The organism is Blautia liquoris, from assembly GCF_015159595.1.
Lineage (GTDB): Bacteria > Bacillota > Clostridia > Lachnospirales > Lachnospiraceae > Novisyntrophococcus > Novisyntrophococcus liquoris.
Genome location: NZ_CP063304.1, coordinates 2,957,305 through 2,977,827 on the forward strand (window position 1 = coordinate 2,957,305; position 20,523 = coordinate 2,977,827).

The following is a 20,523-nucleotide window of genomic DNA, read 5'->3' on the forward strand; positions in this document are numbered from 1 at the left end:
ATGCGAAACATCATTGACAAGATCAGACAAACATACGACAACAAGAGTCTCTTTCATAAAATTCGGATGGTAATCTGCGGACTCGTAATCTCCATTACTTTCATCGTTCTTCTGACATCGATGGCTTTTTATTTACACACAAACCGGGAAAGAACCGGACGGCTGGCTCAGGAAAATACAACAAATGCTGCCAACACCATCGGTCTTGCATATACAACTATCCTAGAACACTTTGTAGAAACCTGCGGAACAGACGATTTCGTCTCTGATTTGCATATACTTTCCGATCCTGAAGAAGCTTATACCTACAAGAAGAGTATTCTGCAAAGTGAGTTGTCTTCTCTTGCAGGATGTCATTATATTGTAAATTCCGCAATTCTCCTGTCTGGGGACCAGACGACATACTACTCGCTATATAAGAATACACTGAACGTATCCGGTGATTTTCTCTCCCAAAAGGAACTGGATCGTATCAGTGGAATCACCTGGCTTTCCAAGAGGAAAAGTCCGTTCTTAAGCAGAGATGATGTGATTGTGGTAGTCTTTCCTGTCAAAGCGGATGGCTATTCCAGTATCCGCCTCACAAAAGGCAAAGAAAAAAGCGATGCCTATGTCATGATTCTTCTGGACAGTAAAAGGCTCAACACCGTGATTACTAACGCAGGAGCCGATAATACGAATGGTGAATTCTTTATATCAAACCAAAATGGTGAACTATTAAACCCTTCTGATGATCCGGCGATCCGAAAAGCACTTGACCGCCCACAGCGCAGGGAATTTCTACAAGGGTTGTCCACACAAAAGGATAATCTTTCAAGCCTGAAGACCAAAAATGTTTCTCTCTATGCCCGTAATCTGGAAAAGTCTGATTTATATCTGGTCAACTACGTTGAAAACGAAAAGATTTCAACTTTATTTGGCCGATCTGGAATACTGATTCTCGCCATCGCCTTACTGATGATTATTGTATTACTGGCACTTTCTTTTTTGCTGACACGATACATCACCAGCCCTTTGAATACTCTGGTGAATGTTGTAACCCAGATTGGGTCGGACAGCTATACGAAGCATATTCATGTTCAGACAAACGACGAGATGGGTCAGGTCTTCCGGGCCATTAACAGCATGCACGATACGATTCAGGAGCAAATGCAGCTGATCAAAAAGGAGGAACAGGAAAAATATAGTGCTCAGGTACGTGTCCTCTCCGAACAGATTAATCCGCATTTTTTGTATAATACCCTGGACTACGTTCAGCTGGAAGTGATGAATGGGCATAATACGCCGGCAGCAGAGATGATTCAATATCTGGTGGAATATCTGCGCATCGGATTGTCCTATGGAGATGAGACAATCACCATTGCAAATGAAATCAAGCATGTTCATTCCTATATCAAAATCATGAATCAGCGTTTTTCAGAGTCGATTGTTTTCATGTACCAGATTGCCCCGGGACTGGAAAAAACTATGATTCTCAAGACAATCCTTCAGCCCCTGGTAGAGAATTCGATCAAACATGGATTCAGTATTGATTCTGGCGGTGTACCCGTCGCATCTCCGTCGATTGAGATCATTTTCTTTCGCCATGCGGATATTCTCAATATCGAGATAACCGACAACGGGAGCGGCTTCGATCCCCAAAACGTCGAAAAGGCTCTCCAAAATGGAGAGCCCGAGGATCAGACAAGGAGACATGTAGGAATCCATAACGTCTATCAACGTCTTTGCACCTACTACGGAAGGGAAAACATCTCTTTTAATCTGTCTTCCATGCCTTTTTATAAGAATACAATCTTGATTCATATACACCTTTCCCATCAGGAAAAAGATGAAAGTTACATCTGAGCTGTCACCATCTCGTAGTAGAAACCTCTCTTTTTCATCAGCTCACTGTGTGTTCCCATCTCTGCGATTCCCTTATTGGCTATGTAGAGAATTTTATCGCAGTTTTTGATTGTTGAAAGTCTGTGGGCCACGACAAATGTAGTCCTCCCGTCCATCAGGCGGTCGAGACCTTCCTGAACCAGACGCTCGGTTTTCGTATCAATGGATGAGGTTGCCTCATCTAAGATCAGAATCTTGGGATCCCGGATCAAGGTTCTGGCAAATGCGACGAGCTGTTTTTGGCCTTGTGAAAGAGTGCTTTCTTTATCCTCAACCTGAGTATCATAACCTTGTTCCATCTCACGGATGAACTCATCTGCAAATACCGTCCTGCAGGCCTCTTCGATTTCTTCTTGTGTGGCATCCAGCCGTCCGTATCGAACATTGTCAGAGACTGAGCCGGTGAAGATAAATCCATCCTGCTGCATCACGCCCATCTGACTTCTGAGGGAATGAATCGTCACATCCCGGACATCCTTCCCATCAATCTTCACGGATCCGCCGGTGACATCATAAAAGCGTGACAGAAGATTCACAATTGTAGATTTCCCGGCACCGGTCGGTCCGACGAGTGCGATACTTTCTCCAGCTTTGACATGGAGATCGACGTGCTCAAGAACATTCTCATCTCCGTCATCATAGCAGAACGTGACATCGTCAAAATCAACATTTCCGGTGATCGGCGGGAGCTCTTTTGCATCCTCGGAATCTGTCAGAAGTACCGGTTCATCGATAATCTCGAAAATTCTCTCCAGATATGAGAGTGTGTTTAACAGCTGGTTATACAGGTTTGCAATATTGATAATCGGCTGCCACATCCTCCATGCATAATCAGCCATCACAAGCAGTACGCCAAATGTAATTGCAGGGCGAATCCACGCGACACCTGCCATGTACATGACCGAGATTGCGACAATCGAGATCAGGTCTACCATATTCGTAGTCCAGTAAGCCAATTTGATTGCATGCATCACTGACTCATAGTTATTCAGATTTAGGTCATCGAAGATCGTTTCGTTCTCGTCCTGACGCACAAAATTCTGGGAAATGGCGACCCCATTGATGCTTTCCTGAAGATAGGCATTCATGTTGGAACCTTTGTTGTTCACGATCTGCCATGCCCTTCTCTGTCTCGGTTTCAACATCGCAAGCCCCGCAATCAGCACCGGAACACCCGCGAATATGATCAGCGTCATCTTCACACTGGTTGTAAACATAAAGATCAGAATGAATATGATATTGAATATCTCGAGTACAAAGTTGATCATTCCGTTCGAGAGCATGTCGGAAACATTATTCACATAATTGATGACACGTACCAATATCTTGCCATGTGGGCGGGAATCATAGAAAGTAAATGGAAGTTCCTGCAGCTTATTAAACAAATCCGTCCGGATATCAAAGATGATGTCCTGCCCTACTCTGGTCATAATTCTGGCACGGATGACTGCCAGCGTAACACTGAGCGCTACGATCACCACAACAGCAAGGGCCAACAGGAGAAGCTGTCTGACGTCTTTATTCGGAATCGTGTGATCTACGGCATAACCTATGATTTTAGCGGGAATCAATGAACACACCGATGAAACAGCTGAAAAAAGGAGTGCCATAATCATGGATTTTTTTCTTCTGCCTATGTATACAAAGGTTCGTTTCAGGTGGTTAATATTAAACTCTTCTTCAAGGCGTTCGTCTTCGTCAAAACGATTCTTTTTAGCCATGTACCCTCACCCCCATTCCATTGTTGGATTCCTCACTTGTATCGGAAAGATTCCGGCGGTCTTCTTCATCTTCTTCAAGCGAAGATACACCTCTTTGAAGGAGGTAAATCTCCTGATAATATCCGCCCTGCCTGAGCAGTTCCTTATGGCTGCCCATCTCTGCGATACTTCCATGATCTAAGATAAAGATTCGATCTGCTTTCATAGCTGAAAAATATCTTTGCGCAATGATGATTTTTGTCGCATTGCCCGACATTCCCAGCAGGTTATCGCGAATCTCACTTTCCGTATTCATATCGACTGCCGAGGTGGTATCGTCAAGAATTAAGACAGACGGATTAATAGCGATGGCACGTGCCAGCGCCAGTCTCTGTTTTTGTCCGCCGGAAAGTCCGGTTCCACGCTCACCAATCATGGTATCAAAACCATTTTGCATACGCCATACGAAATCTGCTCTGGCAAGCTTTGCAACACGTTCGATTTTGTTTGACCGAAGCATCGTATTGCCAAATGCAATGTTCCGATTGATCGTATCGGAGAATAGGAATACATCCTGATTCGCTATTCCGATGTTTTTTCGCAGTACGTCAATATCATAGTCTCTCACATCGATATCGTCGATCAGAACGGCTCCCCCCGTCACATCGATAAAACGGTTGATGCAGTTGATCATGGTTGTCTTACCGGATCCAGTCGGCCCCATAAGTGCAATCGTCTCTCCTGGCTGAATTGTAAAGTTTACGTGCTCCAAAACATCGGTATGTTCCAGTTTCACGCTGACATCACGAAATTCAATCTTTCCTTCCAGCTTTTCTTTCACAACCAGTTCGCCTTCTCTATTCTTAACCGTCGGTTCTGCAGCGTCGAGTTCCATCAGTTTGTCTATCGAAGCCATAAAGCGCTGTGTATCGTTGACCAGCATTCCCATATTCCGCATCGGCGCGGCAAGTGTCCAACACAGACTATTAAATGCCAGAAAAGTTCCGGCACTGATTTTACCATTCATAAGGAAGATACCGCCCACGACAAGAACAACAATTGGCAGTGCCTGTGAAAACCCCTCAATTGCAGGATAAAAGCGAAGCCATACGAAAGAAGCTGTAATGTTCGCCTCACGGAAATCTTCATTTCTCTCTTTGAATTTCTTTTCTTCGTAATCTTCCCTTGCAAATGCTTTTATCACGCGGTTTGCTTCGATGTTTTCCTGTGCATTGCTGTTCATCTTTGATAGTTTCTCCCTCAGCCGCATATAATATGGGCGGGCTGTCTTAGAAAATTTATATGTAACTACAAAGATGATCGGGGTAAATACCATCAGCCCCAAGGTCAATATCACGTTTTTTGAAAACATATAAATCGCTGTTGCCATATAGAGCGTAAAGCATTCCATAAAACCTCGGAGTAAAGCTACGATCCCATGTTTTCCCATCTCGGCATCTGATGTCAGTCTCGTCATCAGATCTCCCGTTTCATTTCTCTTGTAAAACCCACGGTCCAGATTCTGGAGTTTATGGAACATCTGCCTTTTGAAATCATACAGAAATTTCTGTCCGCATCTTTCCACGCCGATTATTCCAAAACGCCACACGAATGTACGGACTACCATAAGTGAAATCATCAGTGCCAGAAGGCGAATCAGTTTATCAATCAGTTCCTCCATATTCCCCTTTTGTTCGGGAATCTTTAAGATAACCTGATCGACAATCATCTGACTGATGATCGGATTCTGCAGCTGCATGATGACTGGAATCATAAGAAGAATCAGCAAAAATACATACTGCGTTCGGTAACCTTTCATCTGGCTCCAGAGCCATTTTATCTGTTTCATGAAACACCACACCTCCACTTGAGCAATAATATTTTGTGTTATTTTCACTATATCAGAATTGATTTGGAATTACTATTGTTTATAGAAAATTAATGTAAATTTTATATTTAAGCTGCCGATTTGAATTTATAAGCCCAAAAAAAGCCTGCTATGGAATCTCTAAATATCCATAACAGGTTTATGATTGTTCTATATTTAATGTGTTAAAACTTCCGGTCCGTCCTCCGTGATCAGAACCGTATACTCCCACTGTGCGGAGAGGCTTTTGTCCTCCGTGTAGATGGTCCATCCGTTGTGCTCATCCTGAAAGATATCTTCTCTTCCGGCATTTACCATGGGCTCGATCGTAAAGATCATCCCCGGTACCAAAAGCATATCGGTTCCTCTGGTTCCGATAAATCCGACCCAGGGATCCTCGTGGAAATCATTCCCCACTCCGTGTCCTCCAATCTCTCGGACAACCGTGTATCCATTATCATAGGCATGTTTACATACAGCGGCAGACATATCGCCCAGATGAGCCCATGCACGGCATTCTTTGAGTCCCAGGTCAACACATTCTTTTGTGACACGAATTAGTTTTTCGGCCTCCGGCGATACCGTTCCGATACAATACATACGAGATGCATCTGCGTAGAACCCATTTACAATTGTGGTGACATCAATATTGATGATATCGCCTTCCTTTAAGATTGTGCCCGGATCCGGGATTCCGTGGCAGACCTGATCGTTGACTGATGTACAAACACTTTTTGGAAACCCCTCAAAGTTCAAGGGTGCGGGAATTCCGCCCATCTTTGTTGTCTGATCGTGGACAAACGTATTAATGTCTTCTGTGCTCATTCCCGGTTTTACAAAGTCCTCCAGCAAATCCAGAATTCTGGTATTCACAACTCCGGCATGACGAATCCTCTCAATCTGAGCCGGAGTCTTAATCATGTCATGCCGCGGAACTTTATCTCCCATAATCCTGTAATTTTCTATCTTGGTATCAAATGCCATATGGCATTGTTTATATTTCTTTCCACTGCCGCACCAGCAGGGATCATTTCTTCCGATTTTGTGCATATAATCCTCCGTTCCTATCATCCTTACAGATCTATTCTACACTAATTTCGGAGATTTTCAACCCGTTACTGAAAACTTAAACCTCAAATCTTCTATATATGCTGACCTTAAACACAAAATCTTCATATGAGATCTGTGCATCGTCAATCATCATCCCCAACAGATGATATTCTCTTGAACCGGCATGAGATTTGCTGGTGCCCAAAAGTTCATCATAATAATCCTCCATATTCGGGTTTCTTGGAATCCGAAGCATCTTTGCGAATTCATTCATGTCTGCCGGTGCTTTGCTGCAGTTCCCCTGCAGTTCTACTCGAAATCCATTGTTATGGAACTGAACATTCGCCTGAAAATCCACAATATCATTCGACAGAAAATACACCAACAGCTCATTCACGATTCGACATGCTTTTTCCTTCTCTACCATTCCCTCTATCCTCCTTAATATCAATCATCATATCTAAAAACGGCACCATGCATGCCGCGACAAACCCGCATGAAAAACCATTGTTATAAAGATTCAACCCGCCGTGCAGATAGGTGACATTCGACACAAGTGTCATATGTAAAAAGCCTGCGGCGATTCCCGACAGTATTCCATAATAGCCCGCAATCGGTGCCAAACTGGTTCCAAACAGAGCGCTCATGATCAACGTAACTGGATCACTGGTATCCATTGGTGAGACAAATGCAGCGAACACCACACCTGCAAGGATTGGAAGGCTGTTTTTGATATGACAGCCAAATGCAGAAAATCCAATTACCGTAAGTACAGCTCCCACAATCGGTCCGGAAAAGGTTCCTCCCAGGAGTATGACGAATGCAATCATAAGCAGTCCCATGATTCCCATATTAATCAGCGTTGCACCGAGGCCATCTTCTGTCACAAAATCAGTGACCAGTACGCCGGGAGATGCGATAATCGATTTCATCCCTTTAAGTGAACGATTGTTGACCACAAATCCCACCAGCAAAAGTGCAATGGAAAGACTGCATAAGAAGATTCCGGCTTCTGTGGAATACTGCCGGGCGATCAGACGCGGAGTGTCAATCTCTTCTCCAAACAGACGCATGATACTTGCGGCCATCATTGCTATGATTCCGGAAGTAAAACCTACATTATATAGCGAAAATCCCCGGTGAAACTGTAAAAATGAAGAGGATAGCGGCGGAAGTATCATTCCGATAAAGATCCCCACAAGATATCCAATTATAATTCCGGCCGGCCAGGGCAGATTGCTCCCAAAAGCAATATAACTAATCACCGGAGAAAGTGTACTGCCAAAAAGTGCTGCCAGTGAAAACTGTGAGTATGGTTTTCGCACAAGACGGGCATATATTGATACCCCAAGAAAAATTGGTACCGAATTAAAAATATCCTTCCCAAAAAAGGAAAAACCGGACACAGTAAAAAGAGCGGCGATCATCGGTCCATTCAACCGTACCTTCTTAATCCAGAGAAGAAGAAGGCTTGCCATGGTAAGAATACCACTATTTAAAAATGCACTCCCAAAACTACCGACCTCAAAGTAATCTGTAATCAGATTACTGGGAGAAGTAAAGATTCGAAACATTCCCTTTATAAGGTCGATAGAAGGATCCGATACTATTCCGATCAGCATCAGGATTATGCAGTAAGCGGCAATTAGACGGTAAAGAAAGGCTTGAAAATCCGGATAGGACTGGTCTTTTGTTTTATGAATGATTCGTCTTGTCATGAATTCTCCTTTGCGGTGTTTTGCTGTACTGTTTATGGTCTTTTCCATACTATATCGTTCTTTGTAGTAAAAAGTCAATTCTTTTCAGAAAATTAAGTGCAATAAAAAATTCAGACGTTAATATATACAAAGATGAAAGCGTCAAAAGGTAGCTTCATCCGGGCACTTAGGGTAAGCTTTGAGAATCGAAAAAGACCCTGTCAGTATGACAGGATCTCATCTCTAACTCCCCGAGTAGGGTTCGAACCTACGACAACTCGGTTAACAGCCGAGGGCTCTACCGCTGAGCTATCGAGGATTATTCTGTTTTGGATACTTTACATACGTATCTTCAAAACCGCATACAAATTATAACATCATTCCATCTTTTTGTAAACACCGGACCTTCACTTGATGATAAACTTCATCAAGTGTCGAGGTCAAGCCCTCGACCGATTAGTAACAGTCAGCTCCATACATTGCTGTACTTCCACCTCTGCCCTATCTACCTCGTCGTCTTCAAGGGGTCTTACTTCTTTCGAATGGGATATCTCATCTTGAGGTGAGCTTCACGCTTAGATGCCTTCAGCGTTTCTCTCTTCCCGGCTTGGCTACCCTGCCCTGAGCCTGGCGGCTCAACAGGTACACCAGCGGCCGGTCCATCCCGGTCCTCTCGTACTAAGGACAGCTCCTCTCAAATATCCTACGCCCACGCCGGATAGGGACCGAACTGTCTCACGACGTTCTGAACCCAGCTCGCGTACCGCTTTAATGGGCGAACAGCCCAACCCTTGGGACCTACTACAGCCCCAGGATGCGATGAGCCGACATCGAGGTGCCAAACCACTCCGTCGATGTGAACTCTTGGGAGTGATAAGCCTGTTATCCCCAGGGTAGCTTTTATCCGTTGAGCGATGGCAATCCCACTTTCATACCACCGGATCACTAAGTCCTACTTTCGTATCTGCTCCACCCGTCGGTGTCGCAGTTAAGCTCCCTTCTGCCTTTGCACTCTTTGAATGGTTTCCAACCATCCTGAGGGAACCTTTGAGCGCCTCCGATACTCTTTCGGAGGCGACCGCCCCAGTCAAACTCCCCGTCTGGCATTGTCCCATGTCCGGTTCACGGACTCTGGTTAGAAATCCACTACTGCAAGGGCGGTATCCCAACAGCGGCTCCAAAGATACTTGCGTACCTTCTTCTTAGCCTCCCGCCTATCCTGTACATGCAGTACCGGGTCCCAGTACCAAACTGGAGTAAAGCTCCATGGGGTCTTTCCGTCCTGGCGCGGGTAACCAGCATCTTCACTGGTACTTCAATTTCACCGGATGCATTGTTGAGACAGCGCTCAAATCATTACGCCTTTCGTGCGGGTCGGAACTTACCCGACAAGGAATTTCGCTACCTTAGGACCGTTATAGTTACGGCCGCCGTTTACTGGGGCTTAAATTCAAAGCTTTGAGCCGTAGCTCTGACCTCTCCTCTTAACCTTCCAGCACCGGGCAGGCGTCAGCCCATATACTTCACCTTTCGGTTTCGCATAGACCTGTGTTTTTGCTAAACAGTTGCTTGAGCCTTTTCTCTGCGGCCTGACTTTCGCCAGGCACCCCTTCTCCCGAAGTTACGGGGCCATTTTGCCGAGTTCCTTAACAATGCTTCTTCCGTCGGCCTTAGGATTCTCTCCTCATCTACCTGTGTCGGTTTACGGTACGGGTACAATAAAAACAATAGCGGCTTTTCTTGATCCATGGCTCACACGCTTCCCTACTTTACTTCGGTCCGCTTCACGTCTTTGGATTGTACTGCGGTTTTACCTGCAGCACTCCTCCTTCGCTTGCACGCGGCTTTCCATTCCGCGCCCGTGCTCTCCACACATGTCCCCACAGTTCTGTTTTACTGCAGTGCAGGAATCTCCACCTGCTTTCCATCGACTACGGCTTTCGCCCTCGCCTTAGGTCCCGACTTACCCAGAGAAGATCAGCTTTACTCTGGAAACCTTGGATATTCGGCCGAGAGGATTCTCACCTCTCTCTCGCTACTCATTCCGGCATTCTCTCTTCTCAGATCTCCACGGCCCCTTCCGGTACCGCTTCTTCGTTCTGACAATGCTCCTCTACCAATGATCTTACAATCATTCCTGAGCTTCGGTGTCGTGTTTTAGCCCCGGACATTTTCGGCGCAGAACCTCTCGACCAGTGAGCTGTTACGCACTCTTTTAATGTATGGCTGCTTCTGAGCCAACATCCTGGTTGTCTTTGAAATCCCACATCCTTTTCCACTTAACACGCACTTTGGGACCTTAGCTGCAGATCTGGGCTGTTTCCCTTTTGACCATCCAACTTATCTCGTATGGTCTGACTCCCAGACATCGGTATCACGGCATTCGCAGTTTGATATCCTTTGGTAAGCTTTGACGCCCCCTTGGGAATTCAGTGCTCTACCTCCGTGTATCTTGTCTGAGGCTAGCCCTAAAGCTATTTCGAGGAGAACCAGCTATCTCCGGGTTCGATTGGAATTTCTCCCCTACCCACACCTCATCGCCACCCTTTTCAACGGATGTGCGTTCGGTCCTCCACGGCCTTTTACGGCAGCTTCAACCTGGACATGGGTAGATCACCCGGTTTCGGGTCTGCGTGTTCCGACTTTCGCCCTCTTAAGACTTGGTTTCCCTTCGGCTCCACACCTGACAGTGCTTAACCTTGCCGGCACCCGCAACTCGCCGGACCGTTCTACAAAAAGTACGCGGTTGATGGCTGTGGACTCACCTATTCTCATGCTGCAATGCGGTCGCTACGGCTTCGAGTACAAGGAAACTCACGCAGACGTAGTTGTCTACGTCGAGTAAGTTGACGATGTAATCGCTGTCGTAACGGCTGCAGAGCTCATGAAGATAGGTGAACCCACAGGCACATCTTCCACAGCTTGTAAACACAGGGTTTCAGGTTCTCTTTCACTCCCCTCCCGGGGTCCTTTTCACCTTTCCTTCACAGTACTATGCGCTATCGGTCACTGAGGAGTATTTAGCCTTGGGGGGTGGTCCCCCCGTCTTCCCACAAGGTTTCTCGTGTCTCGTGGTACTCTGGATCCTGCCGGTCTTTCCTTCTTTTCGCCTACGGGTCTTTCACCCTCTTTGGATGGCTTTCCCAAAACCATTCGGCTAAGTTAGAAAGTACCTCCTGCAGTCCAAAACCCCATGGTGCACGCACCATGGTTTGGGCTCTTTCCCGTTCGCTCGCCGCTACTTGGAAAATCGAGTTTTCTTTCTTCTCCTCGGGGTACTTAGATGTTTCAGTTCCCCCGGTTCCCTTCCCTACGTTATGAATTGGCGTAGGAATGCATGAGGTCTGCTCATGCGGGTTTCCCCATTCGGATATCTCCGGATCTCAGGCTGTGTGCGCCTCCCCGAAGCTTTTCGCAGCTTGCCGCGTCCTTCTTAGGCTCTCAGTGCCAAGGCATCCACCCTGCGCTCTTAATGCTTGACCTTTGTTGGTCCACCTCCCCGCTAGCGTGCGGTTCGGTTTTGTGTTTACTGATTCTGTATTGGAATCCATGTCTGACTCTCATCTTCCATGGACTTCGACTTTCTTTAAAAGCATCGATTCTTTCGAATCTATCTGGTTTCGATAACATCATGTATTCTCATACACAATGCCTCGGATGTCTTTTCTCTATCTTGCGTTTTTCACGCTTGGATATAGATATAATCTGTATGCGGTTTTCAAGGTACGTATCTGACTGAATCTTTATCAGTCATCAGGAAACAAAACAAAGAAACGAAAAACCTTGCAAGGCTCTCTCCTCTTTCGTTTTACCTTCTGATCACTGGTAAAAACCAGCTCTAACAGCACTTCCCTGCTGATAAAGGTTAGCACACTTCTTTGGGTGCCTGTTCTATTCTCATCAAGTGCTTCACCTACACTTTGTATTAGGTGCTGGCAGCCACCTGCTCTCCCACACCGTTACCAGTGTAGTACCATCGGCCGCTTAAGGCTTAACCTTCGTGTTCGGGATGGGTACGGGTGTTTCCCCTAAACGCATCGCCGCCAGCAGTTAGTTATTCAGTTTTGAGACTGACAAGCTGTAAAAGTTTCGTTTCTGTTACTTTTACACTTGATAACTAAACAGTAAAACACATCCGGTTACTCATCCGTTTCCTTAGAAAGGAGGTGATCCAGCCGCACCTTCCGATACGGCTACCTTGTTACGACTTCACCCCAGTTACCAGCTCCACCTTCGACTGCTCCGTCCTCCGTAGAGGTTCGGTCACAGGCTTCGGGCATTTCCGGCTCCCATGGTGTGACGGGCGGTGTGTACAAGACCCGGGAACGTATTCACCGCGGCATTCTGATCCGCGATTACTAGCGATTCCAGCTTCATGTAGTCGAGTTGCAGACTACAATCCGAACTGAGACGTTATTTTTGGGGTTCGCTTCCGGTCTCCCGTTCGCTTCCCTCTGTTTCCGCCATTGTAGCACGTGTGTAGCCCAAATCATAAGGGGCATGATGATTTGACGTCATCCCCGCCTTCCTCCAGGTTATCCCTGGCAGTCTCATCAGAGTGCCCAGCTCTACCTGCTGGCTACTGACAATAAGGGTTGCGCTCGTTGCGGGACTTAACCCAACATCTCACGACACGAGCTGACGACAACCATGCACCACCTGTCTCCTCTGTCCCGAAGGAAAGGTACCATTACGTACCGGTCAGAGGGATGTCAAGATTTGGTAAGGTTCTTCGCGTTGCTTCGAATTAAACCACATGCTCCACCGCTTGTGCGGGTCCCCGTCAATTCCTTTGAGTTTTATTCTTGCGAACGTACTCCCCAGGTGGAATGCTTAATGCGTTTGCGGCGGCACCGAAAAGCTGTGCTTCCCGACACCTAGCATTCATCGTTTACGGCGTGGACTACCAGGGTATCTAATCCTGTTTGCTACCCACGCTTTCGAGCCTCAACGTCAGTTACCGTCCAGTAAGCCGCCTTCGCCACTGGTGTTCTTCCTAATATCTACGCATTTCACCGCTACACTAGGAATTCCGCTTACCCCTCCGGTACTCAAGATCTGCAGTTTCCAAAGCAGTCCCAGGGTTGAGCCCTGGAATTTCACTTCAGACTTGCCGGTCCGTCTACGCTCCCTTTACACCCAGTAAATCCGGATAACGCTTGCCCCCTACGTATTACCGCGGCTGCTGGCACGTAGTTAGCCGGGGCTTCTTAGTCAGGTACCGTCATTTTCTTCCCTGCTGATAGAGCTTTACATACCGAAATACTTCTTCACTCACGCGGCGTCGCTGCATCAGGCTTTCGCCCATTGTGCAAGATTCCCCACTGCTGCCTCCCGTAGGAGTCTGGGCCGTGTCTCAGTCCCAATGTGGCCGGTCGCCCTCTCAGGCCGGCTATGGATCGTTGCCTTGGTAGGCCTTTGCCCTGCCAACTAGCTAATCCAACGCGGGTCCATCTCATACCACCGGAGTTTTTCACACGGCATCATGCGATGCTGTGCGCTTATGCGGTATTAGCAGCTGTTTCCAACTGTTATCCCCCGGTACGAGGCAGGTTCCCCACGCGTTACTCACCCGTCCGCCGCTGTCTATTCCTTCCTCTGTCCGAAGACTTTGGAAAGAATTTCTCGCTCGACTTGCATGTGTTAAGCACGCCGCCAGCGTTCATCCTGAGCCAGGATCAAACTCTCTGATCAATATGATCATCCGCTGATTTCTCAGTTGATGCAAAGTTCGTTCCAGGTCAAAATCAACTACTAGCTAATTTATCCCTTTTACTGTTTTTTAAGGATCTTTCGATCGTTCATTGTTAATTCTCAAATGGACTTTCGAGGATGTGTTTTACTGTTTAATTATCAAGGTTCCTGTTCGTTCCTGTTTTTGCAGCAACTTGATTATCTTATCACGCTGTATCTGCTTTGTCAAGAACTTTTTCTTTCTTTTTATCTCAATATGAGATGTCTACTGTCTTATTTCTATGTCTCGCTGACAGCTTATTTATAATACCATGTCTACATTCCTTTGTCAACAAGTTTTTCGACTTTTTCCGACTTTCTCACATTTCATTTAATTTCCAAAGTAAGTTCCACGGTCTATATTTCAAGAGAGGAACTTACTATCGGGGCTGCATTCACATCTTAAAAATAAGCTTCACCAGAAGATTATGGGTATACAAGTAATTGAGAAAGGGATCCTTGTCAATCTCCTGCATAAACTGACTTCCCCAGCCTGTATTGGAACACAGCGTCAAGATCCCAAAGAAAAGCCACAACCACAGAAGAGCCCGGGCAATTCCTGCCGCTGCCCCTCCCAGCCGATTGGCAAACCCAATAATCGGCAGATCTGTCACTACATCGACTGCCTTTAATATGATGTGCAGAAGAACGATTGAGAGCACAAAAGCAATCAAAAATGCAATTATCCTTAACGCACTTTCGCTCAGATAGCTGACAAGGTACTCCGTGAATGTAACAGTCCCCTGGCCCGAGGATGCATCACTGTCACTCATAATCTCCTGTCGCATATAGTCAGGAATCGGTAGTGAATAGATGAACTCCTGCTTAGCCTGATCACTCTCGCTAGTCTGCTCTCCTCCTCTTTCCGCCTGAAATTCCGTGAATTTCTCTTCGATATATTCAGGCAGTTTCGTGTGTTCTTTTACAAACCCTTCCACATGGGGAGAGAGCCAGTTGGAAATCATGATCACAAAGACGAAGAAAAATGTAGACACAATCGTCCGGATCAGTCCTTTTCTTATTCCCTGAATCACAGACAAGGCCAAAATAGCCAGAATTATGATTGCCAGCCAACTCATGTAAGATCTCCTCTTTCCTGCTATTTTGTAAGCTTTATAGCGTAGTTCCCATTATCCGTCACCAATATGTAGCGGTTTGGAGAAAGCGGTATCACCGTATTCAAGATTCCTTCACTAATATTTCCTTCAAATTTCTTCACACCTGACAGGCTGTAAGTACACATCCGCCTGTTGTTATACATCAGGACCTGATTATCGTCCATCGTAATCTGAGTATAATTAAAATCAAAGTCCTGTGAAAATATCTCTTTTCCTCCCAGATCATATACTTTCATCGTATATGCTTTCCCGACATCGTTGTTATGTATTACATAGCCCGCGTGACTGCTGTTATAGAACACACTGACAATCTCTTCTTTTTCAAAGACTCTTGTTGTCCGTTTTGGAATCTGTTTTCCCTTATAAACTGCGAATCCATCATCCAGAAATAGCAGACATGTGGATGGATCCAGATACTGCACCTCAGGTGCTACACAATTTTTTATTGTCTCACGGTTCACAATATGATCTGTCTTATTCTGTCCAGCATTGCCCCAGTTATAGAATACGACTTCAGTCTTAGGAACCGACTGTTTCATCTGAAGATAGGATACAGCCATTACCAGACCATCTTCCGATAATGCCAGATCCATCGGATATCCGGGTTCACCCATCGTACTTTTAAAAGAAGCGATACTTTTTCCAGCTTTGTCATAATACTGAATCCGGGTGTTATCACCTGACTCCAATATAGCGGCTACAACCCCTTGTTTGGCAACTTTCGCCTTTACAATCGGCATGTCCGTAGATATCGTTCCAATCAGCCCCTGATCCTGATAAACTTTTACAGTCGTTCCCTGTGTATCATAGATGGCAATTGTATCCTGGCAGCTGGTCACAGCAGGAGCATTCATCGTGTAAGACGAAGACCACAGGGTCTTGTCCTTACTGTCGGTGAGAGTTGCCCTGTCCAGACTGAATTTTAATAATTTATTTCCAATCTTGCTGCAAGAGGCTGTTGTCATATCATCACCAGAAAGTTCCTTTAGTACTGAATAGGAATCATAAGACCAATATTTCATCACCTGTGTTACACCAAAGAGTAACAGCAAAACTCCCAGAACTACAGTTCCAAACCGAACCCACCGTTTTTGTCTGTAACGGCGCAGCTGTTTTCTATAGTCGCTCAGGCGAATTGCTGGTTTTACATCGTTTTTCGTCTCATCAGTGACAGCAGCTTCGAGCTTTTCCAGCTCCAGGGGAGTGTCCACCTTATCTTCCAGTGCTTTCTGAAGTCCTTCAAAATTCATCTCTTTTTTTGCCATTTCATGTATTCCTTTTTCAATCTCTTATCTGTGAGTTTATGGCATTTTTACGAATACCCTCTAATTGTACCATACTATGATACCGGGGTCAAAAGATTATGCTTTAAGATTGTGGAAGCAGTAGTTTCTGTCCCTCGTAAATCAATTCGGAATTTGCAAGATGATTGAGTTCGCATATCTGTGCCACCATGGACATATTTCCATAGTTTGCGATACTGATTCTACTCAGGGTATCACCTTTTTGTACGATGTATTCTTTTGTGGAAACTGCAGTCCCTGATGTCACAGAAGAGTTTCCGTCCGTCTGGGCATTCTCCGGTGAAACAGCAGAATCAGCCTCAGGTGTCGTTGTTACGTCCGGTGTGGTGTCTGCATCGCTTTCATCCGAAGATGCTGTGCTCTCTTCTTTTGAAGAAGACGAACTTTTCCCATCTGAATCCGATGAACTCTTACTTTTTGATGATGACAGACTGCTGCTTATTGACTCTGATCCCTGCGATTCCTCGAAATCATCATCTTCCGGAAAGTCAGACACCGCTGCCGTCTCACTTCCCCCAGAATCCTCATTAAATCTGCCAAGTACTCCCGGCAGTGAACCGGAACCCCTCGCATAGTTAAATCCGACAGCGATCACCGCCACGGCAACACATGCTGCCAGTGTATAAACCTTGTTGTGGTTTCCCTGGCTTTCCGGTTTCTCTTCCGTCTCTTTTTTCTTATCAAGAGCCTTCCTGAAATTATTCACTGCACGATCTGACACCTGTTCTGTTTCCTCTATCGAACGATTCTTTCCGATCGCAATCATATATTCCTGCATTGGCTCATTTTTCTCATAGTAGATATAATAGCCATTTTCTTTTGTCATTCTGCCGTTATCATAAAAGTAGAATTTCTCTTCCTTCTCCGCCGGCTCCATCAGAAAAAGGACCTTATCATTTCCTGCAAAGTGATTCAGATGCGTTTTCAGGATCACATCATTGATATCGAAGTTGAATCCGGGAAGGCTCAAAACCCATCCCAGAATTTCCTGTCCACGGAAGTACTTTTCCATCGTATCATGTACTTCTCCCCACACCTTGTCCGTAAACTGAATATGTTCCGGAGTCACCTCCATATCCTGTATCTCCACTGCACTTTGTATAAACAGATAGGATTTTCCCTCTGCCCACTTGTATCTCCCCAGTAATATGGCTATATGTCCCACTGCTTCCTTATCCATACTCATGCGTCTTAAGAATGTATAGACATAATCCTCCATATAAATCTTACGTGCTCCCCCGATTTCTCCAATTTGTCTGATGTTTTTAGGCAAGTAAAAAAATTCTTCATTACCTTTCGCCTTACTTTTGTCTTCTTTATACACAATCTCAATCATTCAAATCACCCCTTTTTTGCCTCGATGATGCTTACGAGCTGCACCGCATGATGTGCTCCCGCAATTCTACAATACAATAGCACAACATAACTGCAGAATTTATCAAAATATGAAAGCGAAACCCCAGATTTTATCGACATATTCCATCAATATCATCTTTCTCCCCCCGGAAATCCCGGTTTCTCTATGAGCAGCTTGTCATTCTGTAGCGTTTATGCGTGCAAAAGGCCGTGATGCAGTTGGAATGAAATATGGAGTTTACGAATATTCTATAAACTAATGGGGAATGCTACCAGGGTCGTAAAATCATAGTCCGATGGGGCAGATAGGGGCAGCTATGTTTCGAAAAACAAAAAATGAGACTTGTTATGTAAATGCAGACAGCATACACGCGAGTACAGAGATTGGAAATGCTCTGGAATATTATATATCCCATATGAATTTTAGCTGGAATGATCTAATATTTCTATGTATCGGCAGTGACCGAATCACAGGAGATTGTCTCGGTCCCCTGACTGGAAGTCAGCTGAATCAAAAAGGCATACACCCTTACACTGTATATGGAACTCTCGATGATCCAGTACATGCATTAAATCTGACAGATGTAATAAATGATATACAATATGCACATCCACAGGCATTGATTATCGCAATTGATGCATCACTTGGTTCGACCACCCATCAGGGATGTATCTGTGTGGGAGAAGGAGCGATTCTGCCCGGTGCAGGTGTAAGCAAAGATCTTCCGGCAGTCGGGCATATCTTTATCACAGGTATTGTAAACCAGACAGGAATTTCACCTCATCTTCTCCTTTCTAGCACCAGACTTTCCGATGTCATGCGGATGGCCGATTCCATCAGCGGCGGAATACTGGGCAGCTATTATATCCGACAACTTGCAAAGAAAAGGATTCCCTCCATATCTGGAAAATGTTTTTGTTAAAAGGACCGCACACAGCTGGTTTTAAACAGCCGGTGCAGCCCTTTTACTTTTCTCAATTTTAATTGATACATTCTGTTATGGTGAATATTCGTTTTAAATCCAGCTTTTTATCTGTTTGTAGATACCTCTGGCATTCAATTCGTATTTATCCAGAAGTTCCAGTGCCGGTCCGGATTCGCCAAACTGATCCTGAACTCCGATTTTCATCACCTTTGTCGGTGCATTGGTGCTCAGTGTATCGCACACCGCACTGCCCAGTCCGCCAATTACGGAATGTTCTTCCACGGTCACGACTTTTCCGGTTTCTCTCGCCGCTTTTATAACCAACTCTTCGTCGAGGGGTTTGATCGTATGAATGTTGATCACTTTCACACTTATTCCCTCTTTTTCCAACTGATATGCCGCCTCCAACGTTTCCGGCACGCAAAGGCCGGTGGAAATAACAGTGAGATCTTTTCCTTCTTTTAATACGACTCCCTTGCCTATTTCGAATTTGTAATCCGGTCGGTCATTGATCACCGGAACCGGCAGACGCCCGAATCTGAGATAGACCGGTCCTGGAGTCTCATATGCAGCATGAACAGCTGCTCTTGCCTCTATGTCATCAGCCGGACAGATCACGGTCATTCCGGGAATCACCCGCATTAATGCAATATCTTCAATGGCCTGATGTGTCGCACCGTCCTCTCCCACGGAAATTCCCGCATGGGTTGCACCGATTTTCACATTCAGATGAGGATATCCAATCCCGTTGCGGACCTGCTCATATGCACGGCCGGCTGCAAACATAGCGAATGTACTGGCAAACGGAACTTTCCCGGCTGCAGCGATTCCCGCCGCAATATCCATCATATTGGCCTCAGCAATTCCACAGTCCACATGACGCTTTGGAAATACTTTTTTAAAGACCCCTGTCTTGGTTGATGCGGCCAGATCTGCATCCAGAACTACCAGATCGCTGTGTTCTCTTCCCAACTCCACGAGAGCCTCCCCATAAGATTCCCTGGTCGCGATTTTCTTTATATCTGACATAATTTCTCACCGATCCTTTCCAGGTCTTTCATGGCCACTTCATATTCTTTGTCATTTGGTGCTTTGCCATGCCAGCCTGCTTCTCCTTCCATATAGGAAACGCCCTTTCCCTTCACAGTTTTTGCAACAATTGCAACTGGTTTTCCTTTTATGGTTCTGGCCTCATCAAACGCTGCTCGGATCTTGTCCATATCATTGCCATCTTCCAGTCTGATCACATGAAAATTGAAAGCCTCAAACTTCTTATCAATCGGATAAGGGGTACAGATATCTGCCACATTACCGTCAATCTGAAGGCCATTGTTGTCTATGATGGCAACCAGATTATCAAGATTTCTGGATCCGGCGAACATGGCAGCTTCCCACACTTCACCTTCCTGTAACTCGCCGTCTCCTAAAAGAGTATATACTCTGTAATCATCACCAAAAATTTTCGCCGAAAGTGCCATACCTGCTGCCGCAGAAACTCCTTGTCCAAGCGAACCGGTGGTCATATCTACTCCGGGAACGTGTTTCATATCCGGATGCCCCTGCAGGTAAGAACCTGTGTGACGCAGGGTCGGCAGATCCTTCTTCGGAAAATATCCTTTTTCCGCTAAAACTGAATACAATCCTGGTGCCGCGTGTCCTTTTGAAAGGACAAATCGGTCGCGGTCCGGTTTCTTCGGATCCTTCGGATCTATATTTTGCATTTCATCAAAGTACAAATAGGTCAGTATATCAGCTGCTGACAGCGATCCGCCCGGATGGCCGGCTTTTCCGCCATGAACAGCCGTTATGATTCCTTTTCGAACCTCATTCGCTGTCTTTTGAAGCTCTCGTGTATTCATCTATTTCTCCTTTCAATTATCTGAAAATA

12 protein-coding genes, 1 tRNA gene and 3 rRNA genes are annotated in these 20,523 nt (G+C 45.6%); 2 read left to right on the forward strand and 14 right to left on the reverse strand.

The window, feature by feature from the left end; all coding sequences use genetic code 11:
• Positions 1-1,845 (forward strand): sensor histidine kinase, encoded by a 1,845-nt coding sequence (locus INP51_RS13350; protein WP_193735313.1) that lies wholly within the window; start codon positions 1-3, stop codon positions 1,843-1,845.
• Here INP51_RS13350 and INP51_RS13355 read toward each other — a convergent pair.
• From INP51_RS13355 to INP51_RS13410, 12 genes are all read right to left on the reverse strand, one after another.
• Positions 1,836-3,605 carry an ABC transporter ATP-binding protein gene (locus tag INP51_RS13355; protein WP_193735314.1) on the reverse strand — a complete coding sequence of 590 codons (1,770 nt, stop codon included), beginning with the start codon at positions 3,603-3,605 and terminating at the stop codon, positions 1,836-1,838. The two genes, INP51_RS13350 and INP51_RS13355, sit on opposite strands and share 10 nt — an antisense overlap.
• The gene (locus tag INP51_RS13360; RefSeq protein WP_193735315.1) at positions 3,598-5,433 is read right to left on the reverse strand and encodes an ABC transporter ATP-binding protein; all 1,836 of its coding nucleotides are present in this window, start codon (positions 5,431-5,433) and stop codon (positions 3,598-3,600) included. The genes INP51_RS13355 and INP51_RS13360 overlap by 8 nt, the downstream gene beginning before the upstream one ends.
• A 195-nt stretch (positions 5,434-5,628) precedes the next feature.
• A complete protein-coding gene (locus INP51_RS13365; protein ID WP_193735316.1) occupies positions 5,629-6,501 on the reverse strand; it encodes a methionyl aminopeptidase in 873 nt (290 codons plus the stop codon).
• A gap of 76 nt (positions 6,502-6,577) precedes the next feature.
• Entirely contained in the window at positions 6,578-6,928 is a 351-nt protein-coding gene (locus tag INP51_RS13370; protein WP_193735317.1) for a hypothetical protein, read from the reverse strand.
• The gene (locus INP51_RS13375; RefSeq protein WP_207736880.1) at positions 6,891-8,267 is read right to left on the reverse strand and encodes a DUF1576 domain-containing protein; all 1,377 of its coding nucleotides are present in this window, start codon (positions 8,265-8,267) and stop codon (positions 6,891-6,893) included. Before INP51_RS13375 ends, INP51_RS13370 begins: the two co-directional genes overlap by 38 nt.
• Positions 8,268-8,445: 178 nt before the next feature.
• Positions 8,446-8,517 (reverse strand) — tRNA-Asn (locus tag INP51_RS13380).
• Between the two features lie 116 nt (positions 8,518-8,633).
• Positions 8,634-11,681, reverse strand: a 23S ribosomal RNA gene (locus INP51_RS13385).
• A 447-nt stretch (positions 11,682-12,128) separates the two neighbouring features.
• A 5S ribosomal RNA gene (rrf, locus tag INP51_RS13390) occupies positions 12,129-12,246 on the reverse strand.
• 111 nt (positions 12,247-12,357) lie between these two features.
• Positions 12,358-13,892, reverse strand: a 16S ribosomal RNA gene (locus tag INP51_RS13395).
• Together the 16S, 23S and 5S rRNA genes with 1 tRNA gene alongside form the textbook arrangement of a ribosomal RNA operon.
• A 434-nt stretch (positions 13,893-14,326) precedes the next feature.
• The gene (locus INP51_RS13400) at positions 14,327-15,010 is read right to left on the reverse strand and encodes a CvpA family protein (RefSeq protein WP_193735318.1); all 684 of its coding nucleotides are present in this window, start codon (positions 15,008-15,010) and stop codon (positions 14,327-14,329) included.
• Between the two features lie 20 nt (positions 15,011-15,030).
• Entirely contained in the window at positions 15,031-16,314 is a 1,284-nt protein-coding gene (locus INP51_RS13405) for a DUF5711 family protein (RefSeq protein WP_193735319.1), read from the reverse strand.
• Positions 16,315-16,417: 103 nt separating this feature from the next.
• On the reverse strand, positions 16,418-17,689 hold the full coding sequence (locus tag INP51_RS13410) for a LysM peptidoglycan-binding domain-containing protein (protein ID WP_193735320.1): 1,272 nt from the start codon (positions 17,687-17,689) through the stop codon (positions 16,418-16,420).
• 316 nt (positions 17,690-18,005) lie between these two features.
• Between INP51_RS13410 and yyaC the strand changes: the two genes are divergently transcribed.
• Positions 18,006-18,632 carry a spore protease YyaC gene (gene yyaC / locus INP51_RS13415; RefSeq protein WP_193735321.1) on the forward strand — a complete coding sequence of 209 codons (627 nt, stop codon included), beginning with the start codon at positions 18,006-18,008 and terminating at the stop codon, positions 18,630-18,632.
• A 93-nt stretch (positions 18,633-18,725) separates the two neighbouring features.
• Here yyaC and INP51_RS13420 read toward each other — a convergent pair whose 3' ends face one another.
• Both INP51_RS13420 and INP51_RS13425 read right to left on the reverse strand, forming a co-directional pair.
• Entirely contained in the window at positions 18,726-19,664 is a 939-nt protein-coding gene (locus tag INP51_RS13420; protein ID WP_193735322.1) for a transketolase family protein, read from the reverse strand.
• Entirely contained in the window at positions 19,652-20,494 is an 843-nt protein-coding gene (locus INP51_RS13425; protein WP_193735323.1) for a transketolase, read from the reverse strand. The genes INP51_RS13420 and INP51_RS13425 overlap by 13 nt, the downstream gene beginning before the upstream one ends.
• Positions 20,495-20,523: the final 29 nt, after the last annotated feature.

Excerpts from the sequence above, each read along its gene's own strand:
- INP51_RS13350 (WP_193735313.1), top strand. The coding sequence starts at position 1 with ATGCGAAACATCATTGACAAGATCAGACAAACATACGACAACAAGAGT.
- INP51_RS13355 (WP_193735314.1), bottom strand. The coding sequence starts at position 3,605 with ATGGCTAAAAAGAATCGTTTTGACGAAGACGAACGCCTTGAAGAAGAG.
- INP51_RS13360 (WP_193735315.1), bottom strand. The coding sequence starts at position 5,433 with ATGAAACAGATAAAATGGCTCTGGAGCCAGATGAAAGGTTACCGAACG.
- INP51_RS13365 (WP_193735316.1), bottom strand. The coding sequence starts at position 6,501 with ATGCACAAAATCGGAAGAAATGATCCCTGCTGGTGCGGCAGTGGAAAG.
- INP51_RS13370 (WP_193735317.1), bottom strand. The coding sequence starts at position 6,928 with ATGGTAGAGAAGGAAAAAGCATGTCGAATCGTGAATGAGCTGTTGGTG.
- INP51_RS13375 (WP_207736880.1), bottom strand. The coding sequence starts at position 8,267 with ATGGAAAAGACCATAAACAGTACAGCAAAACACCGCAAAGGAGAATTC.
- INP51_RS13400 (WP_193735318.1), bottom strand. The coding sequence starts at position 15,010 with ATGAGTTGGCTGGCAATCATAATTCTGGCTATTTTGGCCTTGTCTGTG.
- INP51_RS13405 (WP_193735319.1), bottom strand. The coding sequence starts at position 16,314 with ATGGCAAAAAAAGAGATGAATTTTGAAGGACTTCAGAAAGCACTGGAA.
- INP51_RS13410 (WP_193735320.1), bottom strand. The coding sequence starts at position 17,689 with ATGATTGAGATTGTGTATAAAGAAGACAAAAGTAAGGCGAAAGGTAAT.
- yyaC (WP_193735321.1), top strand. The coding sequence starts at position 18,006 with ATGGGGCAGATAGGGGCAGCTATGTTTCGAAAAACAAAAAATGAGACT.
- INP51_RS13420 (WP_193735322.1), bottom strand. The coding sequence starts at position 19,664 with ATGTCAGATATAAAGAAAATCGCGACCAGGGAATCTTATGGGGAGGCT.
- INP51_RS13425 (WP_193735323.1), bottom strand. The coding sequence starts at position 20,494 with ATGAATACACGAGAGCTTCAAAAGACAGCGAATGAGGTTCGAAAAGGA.